Here is a 21,755-nt window from a genome sequence, read left to right as displayed (position 1 = left end):
AATGATTCCTTGCCCATTTCCATAAGCAGTGAACAAGAGGATGCTATGTCTGAATCAATTTCCCACGTCAGTATGCGGGTCCGTGGTTACCACCTAGATGGCTATGGTCATGTCAACAACGCGCGTTATCTGGAGTTTATGGAGGAGGGGCGCTGGGCATTCTTCGATGAGCACCCTCGGCTTATCCAGCAGCTTCACAGCGCTGGGCGGGCATTCGTGGTGGTTAATTTAAACATCGACTATCGCGCGGCGGCCGTCCAGGGGGACGATTTGCAGGTATTAACGGGCATCGTCGACGTTGGTGAGCGAAGTGCGCTCTGCCATCACCGTATCATTCGATCTGACGGCACTTTGATCGCCCAGGCCGACCTCACCTTCGTGCTGCTGGATGTGAAGGCCAATAAAGCCGCCGCCATCGAAGGTGAGGTGCGCGACGTGCTACGGGGACTGATCGTGCCCAAAGAGGCGTTTACGGCCTAAATGGCAATGGCGGTGTCACCGACTGCCCTTGATGCGCATGCAGTGGTATGATGTCACGGTATCTGCGCGCCGCCTTCATGTACTCAGTCTCGTACGATGAAAGGCGGCATTTTCAAGCGCTTTCAACTCTCGCAGTGCCAATGCAGTGCAAAGGATCTGACTTTCATGGGTGACATCGCCAGAGAAATCTTGCCCGTCAATATTGAAGACGAGCTCAAACAGTCGTACCTCGACTATGCGATGAGTGTCATTATCGGCCGCGCGCTACCTGATGTGCGCGACGGCCTGAAGCCCGTTCACCGGCGTGTGCTGTTTGCCATGCATGAACTGGGCAATGACTGGAATAAACCGTACAAGAAGTCGGCGCGTGTCGTCGGCGATGTCATCGGTAAATACCACCCGCACGGAGATAGTGCGGTGTATGACACCATCGTACGCATGGCGCAGCACTTCTCCATGCGTCATGTGCTGGTCGATGGTCAAGGTAACTTTGGCTCCATCGACGGTGACAACGCGGCGGCCATGCGTTACACCGAGGTGCGCATGGCGCGTCTAGCCCACGAGCTGCTGGCGGATCTCGAAAAAGACACGGTCGATTGGGTCGATAACTACGACGGCACCGAACGAATCCCAGACGTGCTGCCTACGAAAGTTCCCAACCTGTTGATCAACGGGTCGTCGGGCATCGCGGTGGGCATGGCGACGAACATCCCGCCGCACAATATGCGGGAAGTGATCGACGGTTGCTTGGCGCTCATCGACGACTACACGCTCTCGGTGGATGATCTGATGCAATACATCCCCGGTCCTGATTTTCCCACCGGGGGGATCATCAACGGGCGTGCGGGCATTCTCGATGCTTACCGCACTGGCCGTGGACGTATTTACGTGCGCGCGTGCCACACCATCGAGCACGACGATAAAACCGGCCGCGATCACATTATCATCACTGAGCTGCCTTATCAGGTGAACAAAGCCCGGTTGATTGAGAAGATTGCCGAGCTGGTTAAAGAGAAGAAAATCGAAGGTATTGCTGAGCTGCGCGATGAGTCGGATAAAGATGGCCTGCGCGTGGTGATTGAGATCAAGCGCGGTGAGTCCGGCGAAGTGGTCGTCAATAATCTGTTCGCCCAGACGCAGCTGCAGAACGTGTTCGGCATTAACATGGTGGCGCTGGAGAACGGCCAGCCCCGCACGTTGAACCTCAAAGAGATGCTCGAAGCGTTTATTCGTCACCGCCGTGAAGTGGTGACGCGGCGCACGCTATATGAACTCAAGAAAGCGCGTGAGCGTGGCCATCTGCTTGAAGGTTTGGCCGTCGCGATTTCGAACATAGATGAAGTCATTGAGCTGATTAAAGCCTCGCCTAACGCCGCTGAAGCGCGTGAAAAGCTGCTGGCGAAAGTTTGGAAGCCGGGTCAGGTAACCGCGATGCTGGAGCGTGCCGGTGCCACTTCCTGCAAGCCGGAGGATCTGGATGAAGGATTTGGACTGAACCCCTCTGCCACCGAATATCGGCTTTCCCCCGCTCAGGCTCAGGCGATTCTGGAACTGCGTCTGCATCGCCTTACTGGGCTTGAAACCGAGAAGCTGCTGGATGAGTACCTCTCGATTCTTGAGAAGATCGCCGAGTTTACCGAAATTTTGGCTTCCGCTGACCGCCTGATGGAAGTCATCCGTGAAGAGCTGCACGCGGTGCGCGACCAGTTCGGCGATGACCGCCGCACGGAAATTCAGGCCAGCCACCTGGATTTGTCCATCGAAGACCTAATTGCCGAAGAAGACATGGTGGTCACGGTGTCGCGTTCGGGCTACGCCAAGACTCAGCCGCTGTCTGATTATCAGGCTCAGCGTCGGGGTGGTCGCGGCAAGTCCGCCACGGCCATGAAGGACGAGGACGTCATCGAGCATCTGCTGGTTGCCTCGACCCACGACACCGTGCTGCTCTTCTCTAACCGTGGCAAGGTGTATTGGCTGAAAGTGTACGAAATGCCCAATGCAAGCCGCGGCTCTCGTGGCAAGCCTTTGGTGAACATGCTGCCGCTGGAAGAGGGCGAATCGGTGAATGCCATTCTCCCGGTCCGGGATTATGACCCCGAGCACTACATTTTCTTCGCCACCGCAAATGGTACGGTTAAACGTACCAGCCTTGAGCAGTTCTCTCGCCCGCGTAGCGTTGGCCTGATTGCGATTGACCTGGAAGAGGGTGACCGCTTGGTCGGTGCTGCGATTACATCGGGCAGCGACCACGTCATGCTGCTCTCCTCGAATGGCAAAGCGATTCGCTTTGAAGAGGGCAATGTGCGCGCCATGGGCCGTACCGCTCGCGGCGTACGTGGTATGCGCTTGGCAGGCGATGCGGAAGTTATCAGTCTGATTATTCCGAAGAGCCAGCAGATTGATGCCGAAGCCGATGCCGAGGTAGCTGCGCAGGCAGAGGCGGTGGAGCAAGCCCAGGGCGAAGGCCAGATTTATATTCTGACGGCCAGTGAGAATGGCTACGGCAAGCGCACCCGACTGGAGGAGTTTCCGCTGCGCGGCCGTGGCGGCCAGGGCGTCATTGCGATGCAGACCAGCGAGCGTAATGGCTCATTGGTTGCCGCTATGCAGGTGTATGACAGCGACGAAATGATGCTGATTACCGATCGCGGCACGCTGGTGCGTACTCGCGTGGAAGAAGTGTCAACGACTTCGCGTAATACTCAGGGTGTGATGCTGATTCGCTTGGGTAAAGAAGAGAAGCTGGTGAAAACCGTTCGCGTTGATGAGCCCGAAGAGTCCGATGTTTTAGAGGCAGGCGAGCCAGCAGACGCAGACAATGGCGCACAGGAACCGGGAACCGATGACACGTCATTATAACTTTTGTGCAGGGCCTGCAGCCCTGCCAACCGCCGTTTTAGAGCGAGCGCGTAACGAATTGCTTGACTATCAGGGGCGTGGTTTGTCTGTGATGGAGATGAGCCATCGTAGTGATGAGTTTATTGCCATTGCAGAACGTGCCGAGGCAGATCTTCGTGAACTGCTAGCAATTCCCAGCAATTACCAAGTGCTTTTCTTGCAGGGCGGCGCAAGCATGCAGTTCTCGATGCTGCCGATGAATTTACTGGGCCAGGGCGGTAGCGCTAACTTTATCCAAACAGGCATTTGGGGAAAGAAAGCATTAAGTGAAGCCAAGCGGCTTGGCTTCAGCTGCCATGTGGCTGCCAGCAGCGAGGCTAATGGTCACACTGCCGTGCCTGATGAGGCGTCATTATCAATCACCAATGACGCGGCCTATCTGCACTACACGTCGAATGAAACCATTGGCGGTTTAGAGTTTGATTACACGCCCCAGATAACTCGCGCTGATGGTGCAGCCGTGCCGCTGGTGTGCGATATGTCGTCGAATATTCTCTCTGGCCCGATTGATATCAGCGATTTTGGTGTGGTGTACGCTGGCGCGCAGAAAAATATCGGCCCGGCGGGGTTAACCATCGTGGTCGTACGTGACGATCTGCTAGGTAAAGCCCCTAGCACGATTCCATCACTTTTTGATTATCAAATGCTGGCAGAAGCGGGCTCTATGGTGAACACCCCGCCGACTTATGCCTGGTATCTATCGGGCTTGGTTTTCCAATGGCTTAAAAATGACATCGGTGGCTTAGATGCAATGGATGCGCTGAATCAGCGCAAAGCGCAAAAGCTTTACGCTGCCATTGATGCCAGCGCCTTCTACAGTAACCCTATCGCCGTACCTAACCGTTCGCGTATGAACGTACCGTTTGTGTTGGCGGATGCGCGTTTGGATAAAGCGTTTTTACAAGAAGCCGATGAGGCAGGCCTGCTAAACCTTAAAGGCCACCGCAGCGTAGGTGGTATGCGCGCTAGTTTATATAACGCCGTTCCAGAAGAGGCGGTCGATTCCTTAATCGCCTTTATGGCGGATTTTGAACAACGAAGAGGCTAACCATCATGTCCGATACGCCGATCAATTTAGATGACTTGCGTCAACGTATCGACCAGTTGGATGGCGATATTCTGCGCTTGATCAGTGAGCGTGCCAGCTGCGCCCAGCAGGTGGCGCACGTTAAGCTCGCCCAAGATCAAGATGCCGTGTTTTACCGCCCAGAGCGCGAAGCGCAGGTGTTACGGCGCATTATGGCGCTGAATAAAGGCCCGCTGGACGCTGAAGAGATGGCCCGTCTGTTCCGCGAGATTATGTCGGCCTGCCTCGCGCTGGAGCAGCCGGTAAAAGTGGCCTACCTAGGGCCGGAAGGCACTTTCACCCAGCAAGCGGCGCTCAAGCATTTTGGCGAAAGTGCGGTAAGCCTGCCTATGGCCGCTATCGATGAAGTGTTCCGCGAAGTGGAAGCAGGCGCGGTGAACTATGGCGTGGTGCCGGTGGAAAACTCCACTGAAGGGGTGGTGAACCACACGCTCGATACCTTTATGGACTCTTCCATCAAGATTTGTGGCGAGGTAGTACTACGCATTCACCACCATCTCTTAATTAGCGAAACAACGCGCAAAGACAAAGTCTCGCGTATCTACTCGCACCCCCAGTCGTTTGGCCAGTGTCGTAAATGGCTGGATGCGCATTACCCACATGCTGAGCGTGTGCCGGTTTCCTCCAACGCTGAAGCGGCTAAATTGGTGAAAACCGAATGGCACAGCGCGGCGATTGCCGGCGACATGGCTGCCAAGCTCTACGGCTTAGAGCGCATTGCCGATAAAATCGAAGACCGTCCGGATAACTCGACGCGCTTTTTGATTATTGGTAATCAAGATGTGCCTATGTCAGGTGAAGACAAAACTTCCATTGTGGTAGCCATGCGTAACCAGCCAGGCGCGCTTCACGACCTGTTGGAGCCATTCCATCGCCACAAGATCGATTTAACCCGCATCGAGACGCGCCCTTCGCGCACAGGCGTATGGAATTACGTGTTCTTCATTGATTTCAAAGGCCACCGTGATGAGCCGAGTGTAGCGGCTGTGCTGGAAGAGGTGCGTCTGCGCGCTGCTGAGTTGCGCGTATTGGGTTCTTACCCTCAGGGCGTGCTGTGACGGTGTTAGCACAAGGTGCTGGGCGTGAAGTGTGTCATGAACCGCGAATTTTAATCGTCGGGCTGGGCTTAATTGGTGGTTCGCTAGCAGCGGCGCTGCGCGCTTCTGGTTTTTCCGGGGAAATTATTGCCTGCGACCCTAATAAAGACGAGATTGCTCTGGGTATTGAGCTAGGGCTTGTTAACGCTGGCGGCACGCAGCTAGCTGAGCTGCTGGATGATGTTTCCATGGTGGTCCTGGCAGTGCCCGTACTGGCAATGGAAGGCGTGATGACCGCGCTGGCCCAGGCGCTTCCTAACGCGGCTGATGATGTAGTGATCACCGATGTGGGTAGTACCAAAGCCACCATTCGTGAGTGTGCCGAACGCGTGTTTGGTTACGTATTACCTAATATCGTCTTAGGGCATCCTATCGCGGGCTCAGAAAAGAGTGGTGTGGCAGCGGCCAACCCGACGCTTTATGTTAATCACAAAGTGATTCTGACGCCCGAACCTAACGTCGATGCTGATGCACTAGCACGCGTGGAAAAGCTCTGGCAGGCGTGTGGTGCAGAAGTCTTGCAAATGAGCGTCGAGCGCCACGATCAGGTGCTGGCACGCACGAGTCACCTGCCGCACCTTTTGGCGTTCTCTCTAGTGGATACGCTGGCGCGTCAGGATGAGCGGCTGGATATTTTTCGTTACGCTGCGGGCGGATTTCGTGATTTTACCCGTATTGCAGGCAGCGACCCGGTCATGTGGCGGGATATTTTTATCGCCAACCGAGAAGCAGTGCTGTCGTCACTAGACGACTTTGAAGCAGGGTTAAAGCGTCTTCGTTGCGCCGTTGAAAGCGGTGATAGCGATGCGCTAATTGCAACGTTTGATCGTGCCAGCCACGCGCGACACTATTTTGATACGTTATTGAATAAAACCAGTTATCAGGCGGAATATCATATGCAACCACACGGTAAAGTGACTTATCGCGTGCAGCCAGGCGGAGAGGCGCAGGGTCGTCTTCGCGTGCCGGGCGATAAATCCATCTCCCATCGCTCTATTATGCTGGGTGCTCTGGCGGAAGGTGTGACGGAAGTAAAAGGCTTCCTGGAAGGTGAGGATAGCCTAGCGACTCTACAAGCTTTTCGCGAGATGGGCGTGGCCATTGAGGGGCCGCACCAGGGGCGAGTCACTATCCACGGTGTGGGCATGCAGGGTTTGAAAGCGCCCGCAGGGCCGCTCTATGTAGGCAACTCCGGTACGGCTATGCGGCTCTTTGCCGGTTTGCTGGCGGGCCAATCTTTCGATAGCGAGCTGACCGGCGATGAGTCGCTCTCTAAGCGGCCGATGGGGCGTGTGGCAGATCCGCTGCGTCTGATGGGTGCTACCATCGATACCGCCGAAGGCGGCCGTCCGCCGTTAAAGATCCACGGCGGTGCGCCGCTGAAAGGTATTTACTACGACATGCCGATGGCCAGCGCGCAGGTAAAGTCATGCCTGCTGCTTGCTGGGCTCTATGCCGAAGGTGAAACCCGCGTGCGCGAGCCAGCTCCTACCCGTGACCATACCGAGCGTATGCTTAACGGCTTTGGATACGCCGTTTCACGCGAAGGGGATACCTGTTGGCTACAAGGTGGCGGACAATTAACGGCTGGGTCGATTGATGTGCCCTCCGATATTTCGTCAGCGACGTTCTTCCTTGTCGCAGCTGCCATTACGCCGGGCTCGGATATCACGTTAGAGCATGTAGGTATCAATCCAACCCGCATTGGTGTGATCAATATTTTGAAATTGATGGGCGCCGACTTAACGCTTGAAAACGAACGTGAAGTGGGTGGCGAGCCAGTGGCGGATATTCGTATTCGTTACGCGCCCCTAAAAGGTATTGATATTCCCGTCGATCAAGTGCCGCTGGCTATAGATGAGTTCCCGGCGCTATTCATCGCGGCGGCCAATGCTCATGGCACGACGCGCCTGCGCGGCGCGGAAGAGCTGCGGGTGAAAGAGTCCGACCGTATCCAGGCCATGGCCGATGGCCTTGCTGTGCTTGGCGTTGAGCATACGGTGGTGGAAGACGGTATCGATATTATTGGTAACGGCAACGACAGCGTGCCGAGCTATGGCGGCGGCCGTATCGATAGCTTGGGCGACCACCGTATTGCTATGGCGTTTGCCATTGCGTCGCTACGCGCAGGTGATGAAATCATTATTGACGACTGTGCGAATGTCGCTACCTCGTTCCCGGATTTTGTTGCGCTGGCGCAGCGCATTGGTATGAGTGTTAGCGTGGAGGGTGCTAATGACCGCTAAGGTACCTGTGCTGACAATCGATGGCCCCGGCGGTGCTGGCAAAGGCACGATTAGCAGCCTTGTGGCCGAGCGTTTAGGTTGGCACCTATTAGACAGTGGGGCACTTTATCGTCTAACGGCCCGGGCGGCCGTCAAGCATCATGTCGCCCTAGATGATGAGGCGGCACTGGCAGCGATTGCCACTAAGCTAGATGTTGCCTTTCCTGTGGTAGATGGTCAGCCTTGCACCTTGTTAGAGGGCGAAGACGTTGGGCAGGTGATTCGTACCGAGCAAGCAGGTGAACTTGCTTCTCAGGTCGCAGCACTGCCTAGTGTGCGCGCAGCACTACTTCAGCGCCAGCGAGATTTTTGCCAATTACCTGGGCTGGTAGCAGACGGCCGCGATATGGGAACTGTCGTATTTCCCGAGGCGCCGTTGAAGGTTTTTCTCACCGCCAGCGCCGAAGAACGGGCTCGCAGAAGGCATCTACAGTTGCAGGAAGCAGGGGTGGATGCTAGTCTGTCGAGTCTTTTAAAGGAGATTCAGGCACGCGATGCACGCGATACGCAACGCAGTGTGGCTCCTCTCAAGCCGGCAGATGATGCCATTACGCTTGATACCACGCGCCTGAGCATACCGGAAGTGGTTGATCGGCTGACCGAACTACTTGCCCAACGCGGCATGTCTAACGGCATTTGATTCTCCCTTGCGGCGTTTTTGGAAAGGTGTCACGACGTGGCAGGGCGATAACTCCATATCAGTGAGCCCGGTCAGGTCTAACCAGCGCTAACGCCTCCAAAAGCAGAGTGACATTAGGCCCGTACTCGCTGGTGGTACGGAGAAGGCAGTTATGCCTCAACAACGTTGATCACGTAGGAAAACCATGAGCGAAAGCTTTGCTGAACTGTTTGAACAGTCTCTTAACGACATCAACATGGAGCCAGGCGCTATCGTCGCGGCTCAGGTTGTCGACATTGACGGTGACTGGGTTACCGTTAACGCTGGTCTGAAATCCGAAGGTCAGATCCCTGCGGCACAATTCCGCGATGAGAATGGTGAACTGACCATCGCTATCGGTGATGACGTTCACGTTGCACTGGAAGCCGTTGAAGATGGCTTCGGTGAAACGCGTCTGTCCCGTGAAAAAGCCAAGCGCGCAGAAGCTTGGAAGATTCTGGAAGCAGCCTTCGAGAAAGACGAAATCGTCAAGGGCGTGATCAACGGTAAAGTCAAAGGCGGCTTCACTGTCGACGTCGACTCTATCCGTGCCTTCTTGCCGGGCTCTCTGGTTGACGTTCGTCCGGTTCGCGACACGGCACATCTGGAAAACAAAGAGCTGGACTTTAAAGTCATCAAGCTTGATCCGAAGCGCAACAACGTCGTTGTATCGCGTCGTGCCGTGCTGGAAGCAGAAAACAGTGCCGAGCGTGAAGCGCTGCTGGCCACTCTGCAAGAAGGTCAGCAAATCAAAGGTATCGTCAAGAACCTGACCGATTACGGTGCCTTCGTTGATCTGGGTGGCGTCGATGGCCTGCTGCACATTACCGACATGGCGTGGAAGCGTATCAAGCATCCGTCTGAAATCGTTGCCGTTGGCGACGAAATCAACGTCAAAGTGCTGAAGTTCGACCGTGAGCGCAACCGCGTTTCACTGGGTCTGAAGCAGCTGGGCGAAGATCCGTGGGTCAACATCAAAGAGCGTTACCCGGAAGGCACCAAAGTGCACGCGGTCGTCACTAATCTGACGGACTACGGCTGCTTTGCTGAGCTGGAAGAGGGTGTCGAAGGTCTGGTTCACGTGTCTGAAATGGACTGGACCAACAAGAACATTCATCCGTCTAAAGTCGTTCAAGTGGGCGATGATGTTGACGTGATGGTTCTTGATATCGATGAAGAGCGTCGTCGTATTTCTCTGGGTATCAAGCAGTGCACTGCTAATCCGTGGGAAACGTTCAACGCTGAATACAACAAGGGCGACCGTGTTTCCGGTACCATCAAGTCAATCACTGACTTCGGTATCTTTATCGGCCTTGAAGGCGGTATCGACGGTCTGGTTCACCTGTCCGACATCTCCTGGACAGAAACAGGCGAAGAAGCCGTTCGCAACTTCAAGAAAGGCGACGAAGCAGAAGCCGTTATTCTGTCTATCGACCCGGAGCGTGAGCGCATCTCCCTGGGTATCAAGCAAATGGATTCCGATCCGGTTGCTGAGTACCTGTCAGTGAATGACAAGGGCAGCATTGTTACCGGTCGCGTTGTAGAAGTTGACGCTAAAGAAGCACACGTTGAGCTGGCAACTGACGTTATTGCCATTCTTAAAGCATCTGAAATTAGCGCAGACCGCGTTGAAGATGCACGCAATGTGCTGAACGAAGGTGACAGCGTTGAAGCGCGTATTGTCAGCGTCGATCGTAAGAGCCGTCAGATCAATCTGTCGGTGAAAGCGAAAGAGCAAGACGACACTCGTCAGAACCTGAAGAAACTGCGTGACCAAGAGCCGGAAGCAGCAGGTGGCCCGACCACCATCGGTGATCTGATCAAGCAGCAGATGGGTCAAGACTAAATTATTAGTTTTTTCCTACTAAAACGCCGCCCAAAAGGGCGGCGTTTTTTTTTGCAAAATTTTACACACTTTTCTTTGTTGGCTTAGTCAGAAGTAAGTGGATGATTGGGTTAATAAGCAAAGGCTTTAAAGCGCTATTGTGGATTGTAAAATTGTTTAGTAAATGGACCAAAATGAACTAGACTGTTGTCAATTACAGAGTTTAAGGCAATAATGTGTCCGTATCCTGAACTAATCGGTATTGAGTTGCCCAGCTGAATGCCATCGCAGTTAAAACCAAGCTAAAAGGATTTCCTATGTCACTGTTAAACGACTACATTCAAAAAGAGCAGCAGCTTAAACAGCTTCAAGAAGAGCTGCAGCGTCTTGAAGGCGACCAGCGCCTGAAAAGCGAGCTTGAGTTTAAAGCTAAACTTGAAGCACTGATGAACGAGTTTGGTAAGCGTCCTGCAGATGTAATTGCGCTTTTGGATCCGACTACTGATCAGCGCAGTGCCAAAGCAGCGCCGGCCGCCTCTACTCGCCGTAAGCGTCGTTTAAAAATCTATAAGAACCCGCATACTGGTGAAGTGATCGAAACCCGTGGTGGGAACCATAAAGGTCTGCGTAGCTGGAAAGATGAGCATGGTGATGAAGCTGTCGAGTCCTGGCTCGTGCGCATGGAAGACTAAGTAGTTTAACCGGCATTTCTAATGGAAATGCCGGTTTTGTTTTTAGAGGGTTAGTTTCAAGCAGCGACCTAGAAGACTGGCTGGGAAGTCAGCAGGGTTTGGCGCTGCGGACTAGCCAGCCACTAGTTCAGCATCAACCAGTTCAATAAATGTGCGTTGCTTCTCTCAGTAGTGGCACCCGCAGCTCTAAGTGATCGGGATGCCATAAAATCCGTGGGGATTCTCCACTAATGTGAGAAAGCGATGTTGTTGATTGAGCAGCTGCAGTAGCGTTGATGTCAATGCATCTGATAGCTCATCAAAATCATCAAAGAAGGTTTTTGCATAGTGTTGTGCAGGAATTTCAATGCGCCGGTAAGCAACTGGTAGGGCTAAATTTTCTGTATTTGCTGTGTGGGTTAAATAGAGACCAATGTCAGTTCTTGACTTGCGTACCTTAGCGCCTGCCTCAAGGGCGTCAACTTTGTCTGCGAGCAGGTCAGGTAGCGCTACTGTAGGTGTTGCATGCCCCAGTTGAGCCACAAAGCAGGGGAGGTGGTTAGCATGGTGCGACGTATTGCCTAGGCCAGAGATAGCATTTGGAGTTTTATAGACACGCGTAAAAACAGCCTGGCGTGGACGGCTCTTTTCGATAGCAGTGGTAAACTGTTTTGCAGGTAACGCTAGGTGGCGCATGCTGCTAAAAGATTGGCGATAATGCCTAGGCGTCAGCTGATAGCGCCGCTGAAATGCGCGCGAAAACGATGAATGGTTTGCATACCCGCAGCGAATGGCAATATGCGCTATATTTTGTGGGGTAAGCGATAGCAAGACCGCTGCTCGCTCTAAGCGCCTCTGCTCACGATAAGCGCTAGGAGAGGTGTTGAAGCAGTGACGAAATTGCCGCCGTATCTGTGACGCTGAATATCCCAAGTGATTAGCAAGGTCTTCTATACTTAGCGATTGGTCAAGCGTGTCCTGTAGCCAGATCTCAGCTCGCGACATTGCATTGAACATTATCTGGCCTCCCATGCGTGAGTCATACAGGTCAGTTGATAGCTTGCCTGTAATGCACCCTCCCGGTGCTTGTTGTTGCTGGTAACCTGGTGGTCCATGACTTTTATCGTTGCCACCAGTGTTTGAGTGTTATCTATAGAGCGGCCATCCATGGCTCGTGATGGAGCGTGATGCGTTTGACGTACGATAGACAGATAGCCAGATAATCATTATTACCGATTAGCGGCTTCATCACGATGGTGTCTTTATGCTGCTAAGCTGAAGCAAAGGCAAGTTTGCTATGAGAGTTTACGCGTTTGTGCACAGTTTTTTTGTAAATAAAGTCTGTTTTGCAGACATATCGACCATCCCAAGTAAGGTGTAAATGAAACATCGATGAAATATCAAAAGGTTCAAAAACAACTGGATGAGCGTGAAAAGCTGCGTAAGTTTCGTGAGCTGGATGACGCCTTTGCGCAAGCATTGCGTCAGTTGGAAGATCCTGATAGTGACTTTGATATTCCAACAGGGCCCCCTGTACGCTCTTTAGCGGCGCTCGAGGCTGATGATCAGGCTGAGCGGCAGAAGGAACAGGATCTGCTGTTCAGCCAGCGCTTAAAGGCCTTGCTGAAGGAGTATGATTTATCAGAGGGTGGGGTAAGCGAACTGATACAGACGCTATTGGCCTACGGACTATGGGAGGTGGATCGAATGCCCGCCCAAAGTAGCAGTGGGCACTAACGGTAGCGATATACCCGCAAGCTGGGTAGAAATACGTCACTCTCCAGCTTTTCATCCCGACGCTTTGCCCGCGTACGCTGCGCGGGCGGCTCTAGGGGCGGCATTTTAATATGTGGCAAGCGATTTTCAGGGGCGGGAACAATAAGCGGCATGGCAATATTTAATGCGCGCCGGGTATGGCCGTCTTCTAGTGGTTCTGTAAAAAACAGGTTGCCGCGCATGAGCGGGGCTTGGTTTTGTACCTGTGCTAGCGGTTCGCTGCTTGGTATTCCCGCTAGTCTACGTAGCTGAATGCGGATATGTGGCGAGTCGGTATCTAACTGCAAGAGTTTTTGCTCTGCTTCTTGTACGGTAATTTTTTTTATTGAGCGGCCACTGCTATACCAAGCAAAGCGAACGCGCGATACCGGTGCCGGGGCAATAGGAAGGTGCCGCCAACACTGCTTAAGGTGCAAGCGCGCCAAGCCACCCTGACGCAGCACGTTATCCACGTCTGGGTGGCGTTGAGGCAAGCGGTGTTTGGCTTGGCTGAGTGTATTTGGCTGTGCCTGTTTAATATGCTGAAGCAGGTCGCTAATGTGTGCTTTAGCGCGGTTAACCGCCGTAAACTTTTCAAGTAATTCATCATCTGCTGCGATAAGCGCAATGTAGTTACGCGTCTCGCGCCCATCTTGGCCCTGCTGATGCCACATATCGAGCAGGGCTTGGCGTAGCCAAGACCTACCCCTACCCCCAGGGTAGGGCTGAAAGTGCCATGTGGCTGATTGCTGCTGCTCATAATAAGTGGCTGCATGATCTATAGCTGCCATCAAGTCATCGAAACGGGCATCCAGCTCATGCAGCAAGTGGTAAACGGGCAGGGCATTATCGTTCATGGCAGAACACTCATGGGCTAAGAGAGCGAGGCGTCTCTATCCGCTTGGGCAAGCAGCGCGTCCAAATCGGCTTCATCCATCGCGGATTCGCCCGAAATGCGGTGAGACTCTTCCGCCCAAGCGCCTAGGTCAAGCAGCTGGCATCGTTTGCTGCAAAAAGGGCGGTAGGCGCTCTCTGGGCTCCAGACGACTGGCTTGCTGCATTGAGGGCAAGCGACCTCTAGCGGTGCATCGTTAGCGGGTGTTGGCATAGAACTCTCCTTGAGCTAGAGGTATTTATTTCGGTAGTGCTGATCAAGCTGCGTTACCTGTTGCATCATCGAAGCATGGTCTCCGCTGTTATCAATAACATCATTGGCCTTAGTAAGGCGCTCTTCACGGGGAAGCTGGGCGGCGAGAATAGCATGCACATGAGCCTCGCTCACGTCGTCTCGCGCACGTGTCCGCGAAAGCTGCAGCTCAACGGGCACATCGACTACAACGGTGCGATCCACCAGCTTGTCTTGGCCTGACTCAAATAACAACGGCGATACCAGCAGCACATACGGTGATTGGCACTGTAAGCGCTCTAGATGTACGAGAATGCGTTCGCGCACGCGAGGATGGGTCACCGACTCCAGCCATTTGAGCTCGGTAGGGTTGTCAAACACAATGCTGCGCAAAGCTGCACGGTTTAACGTGCCGTCAGCGTGTAGTACATCATTTCCGAAGTGTTCGCTGATAGCCGCTAGCGCTGGTTCGCCAGGCATGACGACTTCCCTGGCCACATCGTCGGCGTCTACCCAGCCGATTCCCAGCGAACCAAACGCCCGAGCAACGGTAGACTTACCGGAACCGATACCGCCTGTTAACCCAACAATCATGGCTGTTCCCTAAATAGTGGCGCTGCTCATCGTCATGGGCATAGATAATAGCTGGCCACAGTAAGATGGACGAAATGACCAATGCTAATATAGCAGTGACGTATAGAGCGCCATCAGCTCATCGCCCGCTAATAAGCAAACCCAACCCGCCAGGGCTAGAAAAGGGCCAAAAGGCAGCGGCTGGCCGCGCAAATGAGGGGAGCTAGCTTGCGCCGCCAAGCCCACAAGGGCACCAATGCCTGCCGATACGATCAACAGTAATGGCAGCATGGGCCAACCGACCCAGGCGCCTAACGCCGCTAGCAGCTTAAAATCGCCAAACCCCATACCCTCTTTGCCTGTTAATAGCTTAAACAGCCAGTAAAAGCTCCAGAGGATTAAGTAGCCAGCCATGGCGCCGATTACCGCGCTGGGCAACATAATGGGCTGAAAGATCAGCTGATAGAGCAAGCCCGCCCAGAGCAAGGGCAGGGTTAACATATCCGGCAGCAAATACGTACGAAAATCGATAACCGCCAGCGCCAAAAGTGTTAAGCAGGCCGCATAAATAAACAGGGCGCTTGCTGTTGTGCCATAAAGCGCCACAACGGCCACCGCTAATAGCCCGCCCATCAGTTCAACCAGTGGGTACTGTGCACTAATGGGAGATTGGCAGTTTGCGCACTTACCGCGCCGTTTTAACCAGCCAAGCAGCGGTAAGTTATCATGCCACGCAATCGGATGCTCGCAGCGCGGGCACATCGAACCAGGGGTTGCGAGATTAAAGCGGGGCGCTGTTTCTGCCGGAAACTCCAGCGAAGCTAGGGCTTCATTGCGCCAGCGCCTCATCAGCATGACCGGTAGGCGAGTAATCACCACATTTAAAAAGCTGCCAAAACAAAGCCCGAGTAGAAGAGCAGGCGCCCATTCGAGCGGTGAAGGGAGATGCATAAATGTCCTTTTTAACTGCCTGAAAATAGGAGAGGCCACCGTGGGCAGCGCATGTAGAAAACGGCTATAACGCAGAGCCTAAATTGAAAATTGGCAAGTACATGGACACGACAACACCGCCGACTAATAAGCCCAACACAACGATAATAACGGGTTCCATTAACGATGTGAGTGCATCCACTTTGTTATCAACTTCCTCTTCGTAATAATCTGCCACTCGATTCAGCATGGCATCTAAAGAGCCTGCCTCCTCACCGATACTGACCATTTGAACCGCCAGGGCTGGGAAACGATTTGTCATGCGCATCGCAAAATGTAATTGCTGCCCCGTCGCCACGTCTTGGCGAGTTTGCACCACGGCGTGTTCGTAAACCTTATTGCCGGTTGCTCCGGCGGCTGTGTCTAACCCTTCTACCAGTGGGACACCGGAAGAAAATGTGGTGGCCAATGTGCGAGAAAAACGCGCAACCGCAGATTTATGCATGATGTCGCCGATAATCGGTAATCGAAGTAGTAATGCATGCATGCGGTAAGCGATATTTGGTGAACGCTGGATGCTTTGTTTAAGCAAGAATATGGCCGCTACCAGCGCGCCAAATGCTGTTAGCCAGTACTGTTGGGCAAGCTTCGATAGATTTACCGTCATTTGCGTAAGCGCAGGTAGTTCCGCCCCGAAGCTTTGAAACATACTTTCAAATTCAGGTACCACTTTCACCAGAAGCAGCATGGTAACCGCAATACCAATCGCCATGACCGCAGTGGGATACCACAGTGCCTTTTTAACACGTGCTTTCAGGGATTCTACTTTCTCTTTATAGGTTGCAACGCGATCCAGCATTTGATCTAGGGCGCCTGCTTGTTCACCAGCATCTACCAAGTTAACAAACAGGCGGTCAAAATGTTTTGGGTGTTGGCGAAGCGCATCCGAGAAGCTAGAGCCAGAAGACACATCGCTCATCATTTGCTGTATCAGGGCCACCATGGCGGGTTTTTTTAGGCTTTCAGCGACTACTTGAAGCGCTTGTAAAAGTGGGATGCCTGCTCGAATCATGGTGGCCATTTGACGCGCAAACACCATGATGTCGTTAGGGTTGATGCGGCCGTTGCCGCCAATGCTGCCTTTTTTACTGATACGCCGAATATCAATATTTTGTTTGGCGAGTTCGGCGGTGACTTCCGCTTTGCTGCGGCCAATCATTTCGCCGCTTAACGTTCTGTTTTGGGGGCCTTTGCCTATCCACTTCCAGCGCGATAACTTGATGGCGGGAGTTTGGCGCCTACGAGCACGTTTAGCCATGCCTTACTCCTTACTTACGCGGTTAATCTCTTCAAGGCTGGTGATACCTTGCATGACTTTTAATAGGCCGCTGCGATGGAGACTGGGATAGCCCTCCCTGCGGGCCTGCCGGTCAATTTCTAGCGAATTAGCATCGCGCATGATGAGCTGACGCATCGATTCTGTAATGGGAACAACTTCATAGATACCAATCCGCCCTTTGTAACCTTGGGTGCAGTGTTTACAACCCACGGCTTTATATAGGGTGGCTTGGTTAATCTCCTCGTTGTTTAGCCCCTCTTTTTGAAGCGCCTTACGCGGTATTTCAATGGGCTCTTTGCAATGATGGCAAAGTTTACGCGCTAAGCGCTGTGCAATAATTAAACTAACGGCACTTGCAATGTTGAAGGACGAAACGCCCATATTGGCTAATCGTGTGAGTGTTTCGGCTGCCGAGTTAGTATGCACCGTAGAGAGCACCAAGTGGCCGGTTTGGGCAGCTTTTACCGCAATGTCCGCTGTTTCCAGGTCGCGTATTTCTCCCACCATCACAACGTCCGGGTCCTGGCGAAGGAAGGCGCGCAGGGCGCTGGCAAAGTCGAGGCCGATCTTGGGTAGAATGTTTACCTGGTTAATGCCATCTACTTTGATTTCTACGGGGTCTTCAGCCGTACAAATATTGCGCTCTACTTTATTAAGGATATTAATCCCCGTATAAAGCGAAACGGTTTTACCGCTGCCGGTCGGCCCCGTCACCAAAATCATGCCCTGGGGCTGCTTAAGCGTATGTTCATACAGAGCGCGCTGCTCATCGGTGAAACCTAACTGCTCAATGCCTAGCTGAGCCGCCGTAGGGTCTAAAATCCGCAGCACCAGCTTTTCACCGTATACCGTAGGTAGCGAGTTAACCCGAAAATCGAGAGAGCGCGTTCGCGAGAGCTTGAGTTTTATCGCACCATCCTGGGGTAGACGGCGCTCCGAAATATCCAGCCGAGCCATAATTTTAAGGCGAGCCGCAATACGGTGGCGCATGGCAAAGGGCGGTCTAGCAACTTCAATCAGCATGCCATCAACGCGAAAACGGACGCGGTAGAGCGTTTCATAAGGCTCGAAATGAATATCAGAGGCCCTTTGGCGAATGGCGTCTAATAAAATCTTATTAACAAACTTAACGATGGGCGCATCTTCGCTACTCTGCGACGCTTCCTCAAGAGGAACTTCGTTGCCGTCACTGTTTTGTACAATGTTTAACGAACTCACCGCGTCGTCAATGCCATCTAGCTCATCCAGCATGCCGCGTTCGTTCTGGGCGAGATAGTTGTTAAGTGCAACGGTGATTTGATCCACCGGAGCAAGCACACCTTCTATGCTTAATCCTGTGGCAAACTGGAGCTCATCTAGCTGGGTAAGCGTTGCTGGATAAGGCACCGCGACGGTTAGGCGGTGGCCATGGCGCGCCAGGGGCAGCACATTAAGATTTTGTAATACTTTAACGGGGTAGTCGGCGGCGGGTGGCAGCGTAGTAAGGCGCAGCGCCTCAAGGTCGATAACCGGAAGACCATACTCCCATCCCGCTGCTACGGTAGCTGCAACAGGGTCGGCCAGCCCGCTTTCAATAACGTGTTGAAGCAGCGAAATTTCGAGATCAGAGGCCGTCGACTGTGCGGTGGCCGCTTGTGCATCGCTTAACACACCGTGTTTAACCAACCGCTGGGCAATGCCACGCAGGCCGCCGTGAGCTGCCGCGTGGCTAAGTGTCGATTCAAAAGAGGGTTTAGACATGCACGACCTGTGGTAGCAAAGTGGTCAGAATGCGCTTACTTGTACCATACTAAGGGTACTGGCGGCACCACGCTTTTCTAAGCGCACGCGTTCGTACAAATGAACGAAGTAGTGGGCCAAATGTAGTTGAAAAAACACTGTGCGTAAGTTAGTGTAACTAATGTATATTAATTTTGCTTGGCAATACCTGCCAAGCAAAATCTCCAAGGAGATTTTTAGATGCAAACAACTGCAAAAAATGTGTTTCGCAATCTCAAGCAGGGCGGTTTCACGCTGATTGAGCTGATGATCGTCGTCGCGATTATTGGCGTATTGGCATCCATCGCCGTGCCGCAGTATCAGAACTATGTGGGACGTGCTCAAGCCGCAGAAGCGTTTACCGCAACAGCAGGCATAAGAACAGATATTGCTGTTTATTACGCTGAAAATGGTTCTTTTCTCGGCTACACCTCTTCTGGCGGAAGCGCTAACTTCAACCAAGGTTCTGCTGGTGCTCTTGATGGCCAGTATATTGGAGAAGTTTCATTAAATGGCACTCAAAACGGTGCCTACAGTGTCGAGTTTGATGCAGGGGTCCACGAGGGGGAAACGATTGTATTTACACCTCTGATTAATGGAAGTCCGGCAGCCGTGAGTGACGCGTCTTCTTCCGCTGGTGGACAGATTTCCGGATGGCGGTGTACAGGGCTAAACGCAACATACTTACCTACTGCTTGTAGAGAGTAATATTTTGCAAAATTAAAGGGGCCTTCTGGCCCCTTTTTTGATGGGAGAGACCAGTCGTGGCCAAAAGTGAGCGCAGCTTTACGCTGATTGAACTGGTGGTAGCGGTGTTAGGCGTACTGGCAGCGGTTGCTGTGCCACAGTGACTATGTGGTGCGTAGGGTTCAGCGATGTATACAAAGCTAATAATAGTGGTGCAGGAATATATGATAGACAGCAGGATGGTGCGTGGGTAAAAGTAACGAGCTAGCCCCTTCCACACTGCCTGCTTATTTGTTACCTACACTAAAGCTCCCTGACCACAGTGGAGCTTTTTTTATGAGCCGTTTACTACATCAACTCTTGATCGGCGCTACCGCGCTTATACTAAGCAGTGCCGCGTTGGCCCAGCCCGCCCATGCGCCAGCCCACGGCGCTCGGGATAACGCTTCCCAGCCAGAGCGCTACCGAGGTGGTGAGGGTCGCTACGAAAGCGATTCGCGCCGTTCCCTTAGCAAGGGTTATGTGGATTTGCCGCGCATTAACGAGCGCGAACTGTTGCGCTTGCTGCGCCGTCACGATGCCCCCCGTGCGGAACCACTGCCTCCTGGCATCCAGCGCAATTTAGAGCGGGGTAAACCTTTGCCACCCGGCATTGCCAAGCGCTTTGACGGCCCCATTGCCCATGAGCTGCCCCGTTACCCAGGATACGAGTGGGAGCGTGTTGGCGCTGATGTGGTGTTAATTGAAGCCGCCACCCGTGTGGTGGTCGATGTGTTGGTGGATGCTTTGCGCTAAGCCGTTCCCATGTGTTGGGGCGTTATGGTAATGCCATGGACCAACGCTTATGCTGAGAAACAACAAACACCCCACTGAGGAGCGAATATGGCGGTTTATACCCTGGAAGCGCGGCTGGCACTGGCCGTAGAGATTGCCGAAGAGGCTGGGCAGATGATTCGTAATGCCCGAGAGCAGCAAGGGTTTAGCCAGCGGCTGAAAGGAGGGATCGAGCTAGTTACTGATGTGGACGTTGCCGTCGACACGCTCATTAGTCGGCGCCTGGAGGAGCGCTTCCCAGAGGAAGCAAGGTTAAGCGAGGAGCTAAGCCCGGAGCATGCGCTGCATACCCCCGCCGAGCAGCTCTGGGTTGTGGATCCGATTGATGGCACCGTTAATTTTGCCCAGGGCCTGCGCCATGTGGCGGTATCAATCGGCTGGATGGAGCAGGGGGTAGGTAAAGTAGGCGTGATACATGCGCCGTTTTTAGGTGAAACCTTTAGTGCAGCAGAGGGCCTAGGCGCATTCTGCAATCAGCAGCCGATTCAGCCGAGCGGCGCTGAGACCCTTGAAAGCACGCTGGTAGGTACCGGCTTTCCCTATCAAAAAGAGCAGCGTAAAAAACTTCTGCCACGCTTAGAAGCAGTACTCACAGGCTGTCAGGATGTCCGGCGTAATGGTTCAGCGGCGCTGGATTTGTGTGATGTGGCCTGCGGCCGTTTAGATGCTTACTACGAAAGCGTATCGCCCTGGGATTTTGTGGCGGGTTGGGTCATTGCTCGTGAAGCAGGCGCGCGGGTGGGGCATTTAAGCGAGGTGCCTGACGGTGTACCGGCAGACCTCTACCCGGAGCAGTTGCTAGTAACTACCCCTAAGGTTTACGACGCCATGGCGTCCTTATTAAAAGCAGCCGACCACGCTTAGTGGCAAGCGATTGAAAAGAAAGCGCAAAAAGTGCTTTTCATTTGGCGTATAAAACGCTAGTATACGCACCGTCTTGAGGCAAATGCCAAACAGACATCGGAGTGTGGCGCAGCTTGGTAGCGCGTTGCAATGGGGTTGCAAAGGTCGCAGGTTCGAATCCTGTCACTCCGACCAAAAAAGACATATAAAACGGTCACTTAGCGAATCACGCGGTGGCCGTTTTTTGTTGCCTAACGTTCTAGGTGACATATAGGTGACAACCGTCTGGAATTTCCGCGTTTTTAGGGGCAGTTTGACAAGCCGTTGCGCCTCTCCATAAGTGTTGCGTTTTGTTGCCTTTACCGTTGCGTTTTTGGTGAATGCCAAAATGGAAACTTATGCTGGAAACCTAATTGGAAACCACACGCGCTTGAGCGTAACCGATGTTGGAAAAACCTTCTCTCCCGCGTGCGCTCGGCGGTGTCGGCAGCGAAGGCTTTCTCTTGTTTGGGCGGCTTCTTATAGCCAATTTCAGGTGGGACAAGTTGTCCCGCCTGATTTTCTTCCGAATCTGGATGCCGCTGCTCCCAAAGTACCTTGCGGCGTTTACCCTCGCCTCAACCTTGCCATCAGCAAAAAGCCCCAGCGGTTGCCAGGGCTTAGATGTCAACTTTTATCACCCTCTCATGGGGTTTAACTCAGCAGCGTATCCCTTGGCGGCGCAGGATCGCCAACACTTCAGAATTATTTGCAGGATCATACGGCTCAGGTTTAGCCGCTGGGAGTTAAGCTCAGTTCTTGTGTATGGAGGGCAGTAGAGAGGGTGGCGTATCCTGTTGATTGATCTCGCCAGATCACAACCAACATAGGACGGATACGCCATGAGCAATTCTACTCTCCAAGCCGTGA

19 protein-coding genes and 1 tRNA gene are annotated in these 21,755 nt (G+C 53.2%); 13 read left to right on the top strand and 7 right to left on the bottom strand.

Features of this window, described 5'->3' with window-relative positions; genetic code table 11:
• Window positions 1-45: 45 nt before the first annotated feature.
• From NH344_RS01930 to NH344_RS01895, 8 genes are all read left to right on the top strand, one after another.
• A complete protein-coding gene (locus NH344_RS01930) occupies window positions 46-480 on the top strand; it encodes a thioesterase family protein (protein WP_044627972.1) in 435 nt (144 codons plus the stop codon).
• A 165-nt stretch (window positions 481-645) separates the two neighbouring features.
• Entirely contained in the window at window positions 646-3,339 is a 2,694-nt protein-coding gene (gyrA, locus tag NH344_RS01925; protein WP_228219308.1) for a DNA gyrase subunit A, read from the top strand.
• The gene (serC, locus tag NH344_RS01920; protein ID WP_044627970.1) at window positions 3,323-4,426 is read left to right on the top strand and encodes a 3-phosphoserine/phosphohydroxythreonine transaminase; all 1,104 of its coding nucleotides are present in this window, start codon (window positions 3,323-3,325) and stop codon (window positions 4,424-4,426) included. Before gyrA ends, serC begins: the two co-directional genes overlap by 17 nt.
• Window positions 4,427-4,431: 5 nt before the next feature.
• Entirely contained in the window at window positions 4,432-5,523 is a 1,092-nt protein-coding gene (gene pheA, locus NH344_RS01915) for a prephenate dehydratase (protein ID WP_044627969.1), read from the top strand.
• Window positions 5,524-5,552: 29 nt separating this feature from the next.
• Window positions 5,553-7,808 carry a bifunctional prephenate dehydrogenase/3-phosphoshikimate 1-carboxyvinyltransferase gene (locus tag NH344_RS01910; RefSeq protein WP_044628095.1) on the top strand — a complete coding sequence of 752 codons (2,256 nt, stop codon included), beginning with the start codon at window positions 5,553-5,555 and terminating at the stop codon, window positions 7,806-7,808.
• Window positions 7,798-8,487 (top strand): (d)CMP kinase, encoded by a 690-nt coding sequence (cmk, locus tag NH344_RS01905; protein ID WP_044627968.1) that lies wholly within the window; start codon window positions 7,798-7,800, stop codon window positions 8,485-8,487. Before NH344_RS01910 ends, cmk begins: the two co-directional genes overlap by 11 nt.
• A gap of 184 nt (window positions 8,488-8,671) precedes the next feature.
• Window positions 8,672-10,351 (top strand): 30S ribosomal protein S1, encoded by a 1,680-nt coding sequence (gene rpsA, locus NH344_RS01900; RefSeq protein ID WP_044627967.1) that lies wholly within the window; start codon window positions 8,672-8,674, stop codon window positions 10,349-10,351.
• 296 nt (window positions 10,352-10,647) lie between these two features.
• A complete protein-coding gene (locus tag NH344_RS01895; protein WP_044627966.1) occupies window positions 10,648-11,022 on the top strand; it encodes a histone-like nucleoid-structuring protein, MvaT/MvaU family in 375 nt (124 codons plus the stop codon).
• A 186-nt stretch (window positions 11,023-11,208) separates the two neighbouring features.
• Here the strand turns inward: NH344_RS01895 and NH344_RS01890 are convergent, their stop codons facing one another.
• On the bottom strand, window positions 11,209-12,018 hold the full coding sequence (locus NH344_RS01890; protein WP_253027481.1) for a helix-turn-helix transcriptional regulator: 810 nt from the start codon (window positions 12,016-12,018) through the stop codon (window positions 11,209-11,211).
• A 375-nt stretch (window positions 12,019-12,393) separates the two neighbouring features.
• On the opposite strand from NH344_RS01890, the gene NH344_RS01885 reads away from it, so the two are divergent.
• Entirely contained in the window at window positions 12,394-12,738 is a 345-nt protein-coding gene (locus tag NH344_RS01885) for a hypothetical protein (protein ID WP_253027479.1), read from the top strand.
• Here NH344_RS01885 and NH344_RS01880 read toward each other — a convergent pair.
• From NH344_RS01880 to pilB, 6 genes are all read right to left on the bottom strand, one after another.
• The gene (locus NH344_RS01880) at window positions 12,735-13,613 is read right to left on the bottom strand and encodes a DNA replication terminus site-binding protein (protein ID WP_253027477.1); all 879 of its coding nucleotides are present in this window, start codon (window positions 13,611-13,613) and stop codon (window positions 12,735-12,737) included. The two genes, NH344_RS01885 and NH344_RS01880, sit on opposite strands and share 4 nt — an antisense overlap.
• 17 nt (window positions 13,614-13,630) lie before the next feature.
• Window positions 13,631-13,864: a DNA gyrase inhibitor YacG gene (gene yacG, locus NH344_RS01875; RefSeq protein WP_253027475.1), complete on the bottom strand. Its 234-nt coding sequence runs from the start codon at window positions 13,862-13,864 to the stop codon at window positions 13,631-13,633.
• A gap of 15 nt (window positions 13,865-13,879) precedes the next feature.
• Complete coding sequence (coaE, locus tag NH344_RS01870; RefSeq protein WP_253027473.1) at window positions 13,880-14,476, bottom strand: dephospho-CoA kinase; 597 nt, start codon at window positions 14,474-14,476, stop codon at window positions 13,880-13,882.
• A gap of 84 nt (window positions 14,477-14,560) precedes the next feature.
• Window positions 14,561-15,406, bottom strand: a complete 846-nt coding sequence (locus tag NH344_RS01865) for an A24 family peptidase (protein ID WP_044627961.1) — start codon at window positions 15,404-15,406, stop codon at window positions 14,561-14,563.
• Window positions 15,407-15,470: 64 nt separating this feature from the next.
• Entirely contained in the window at window positions 15,471-16,703 is a 1,233-nt protein-coding gene (locus NH344_RS01860; protein WP_253027471.1) for a type II secretion system F family protein, read from the bottom strand.
• Between the two features lie 3 nt (window positions 16,704-16,706).
• Complete coding sequence (gene pilB / locus NH344_RS01855; RefSeq protein WP_044627959.1) at window positions 16,707-18,464, bottom strand: type IV-A pilus assembly ATPase PilB; 1,758 nt, start codon at window positions 18,462-18,464, stop codon at window positions 16,707-16,709.
• Between the two features lie 219 nt (window positions 18,465-18,683).
• On the opposite strand from pilB, the gene NH344_RS01845 reads away from it, so the two are divergent.
• From NH344_RS01845 to NH344_RS01830, 4 genes are all read left to right on the top strand, one after another.
• Complete coding sequence (locus NH344_RS01845; RefSeq protein WP_044627958.1) at window positions 18,684-19,190, top strand: pilin; 507 nt, start codon at window positions 18,684-18,686, stop codon at window positions 19,188-19,190.
• A 315-nt stretch (window positions 19,191-19,505) separates the two neighbouring features.
• Window positions 19,506-19,964 (top strand): anti-virulence regulator CigR family protein, encoded by a 459-nt coding sequence (locus NH344_RS01840; protein WP_044627957.1) that lies wholly within the window; start codon window positions 19,506-19,508, stop codon window positions 19,962-19,964.
• Window positions 19,965-20,051: 87 nt separating this feature from the next.
• Window positions 20,052-20,867: an inositol monophosphatase family protein gene (locus tag NH344_RS01835; RefSeq protein WP_044627956.1), complete on the top strand. Its 816-nt coding sequence runs from the start codon at window positions 20,052-20,054 to the stop codon at window positions 20,865-20,867.
• Window positions 20,868-20,964: 97 nt separating this feature from the next.
• Window positions 20,965-21,041, top strand: a tRNA-Pro gene (locus NH344_RS01830).
• Window positions 21,042-21,755 lie beyond the last annotated feature (714 nt).

This window comes from Halomonas sp. Ps84H-12 (genome assembly GCF_024124725.1).
Classification (GTDB): Bacteria; Pseudomonadota; Gammaproteobacteria; order Pseudomonadales; family Halomonadaceae; genus Vreelandella; species Vreelandella aquamarina.
Note: the sequence above shows the minus strand (reverse complement) of the source record. Positions and strands in the feature narration are given on the sequence as shown.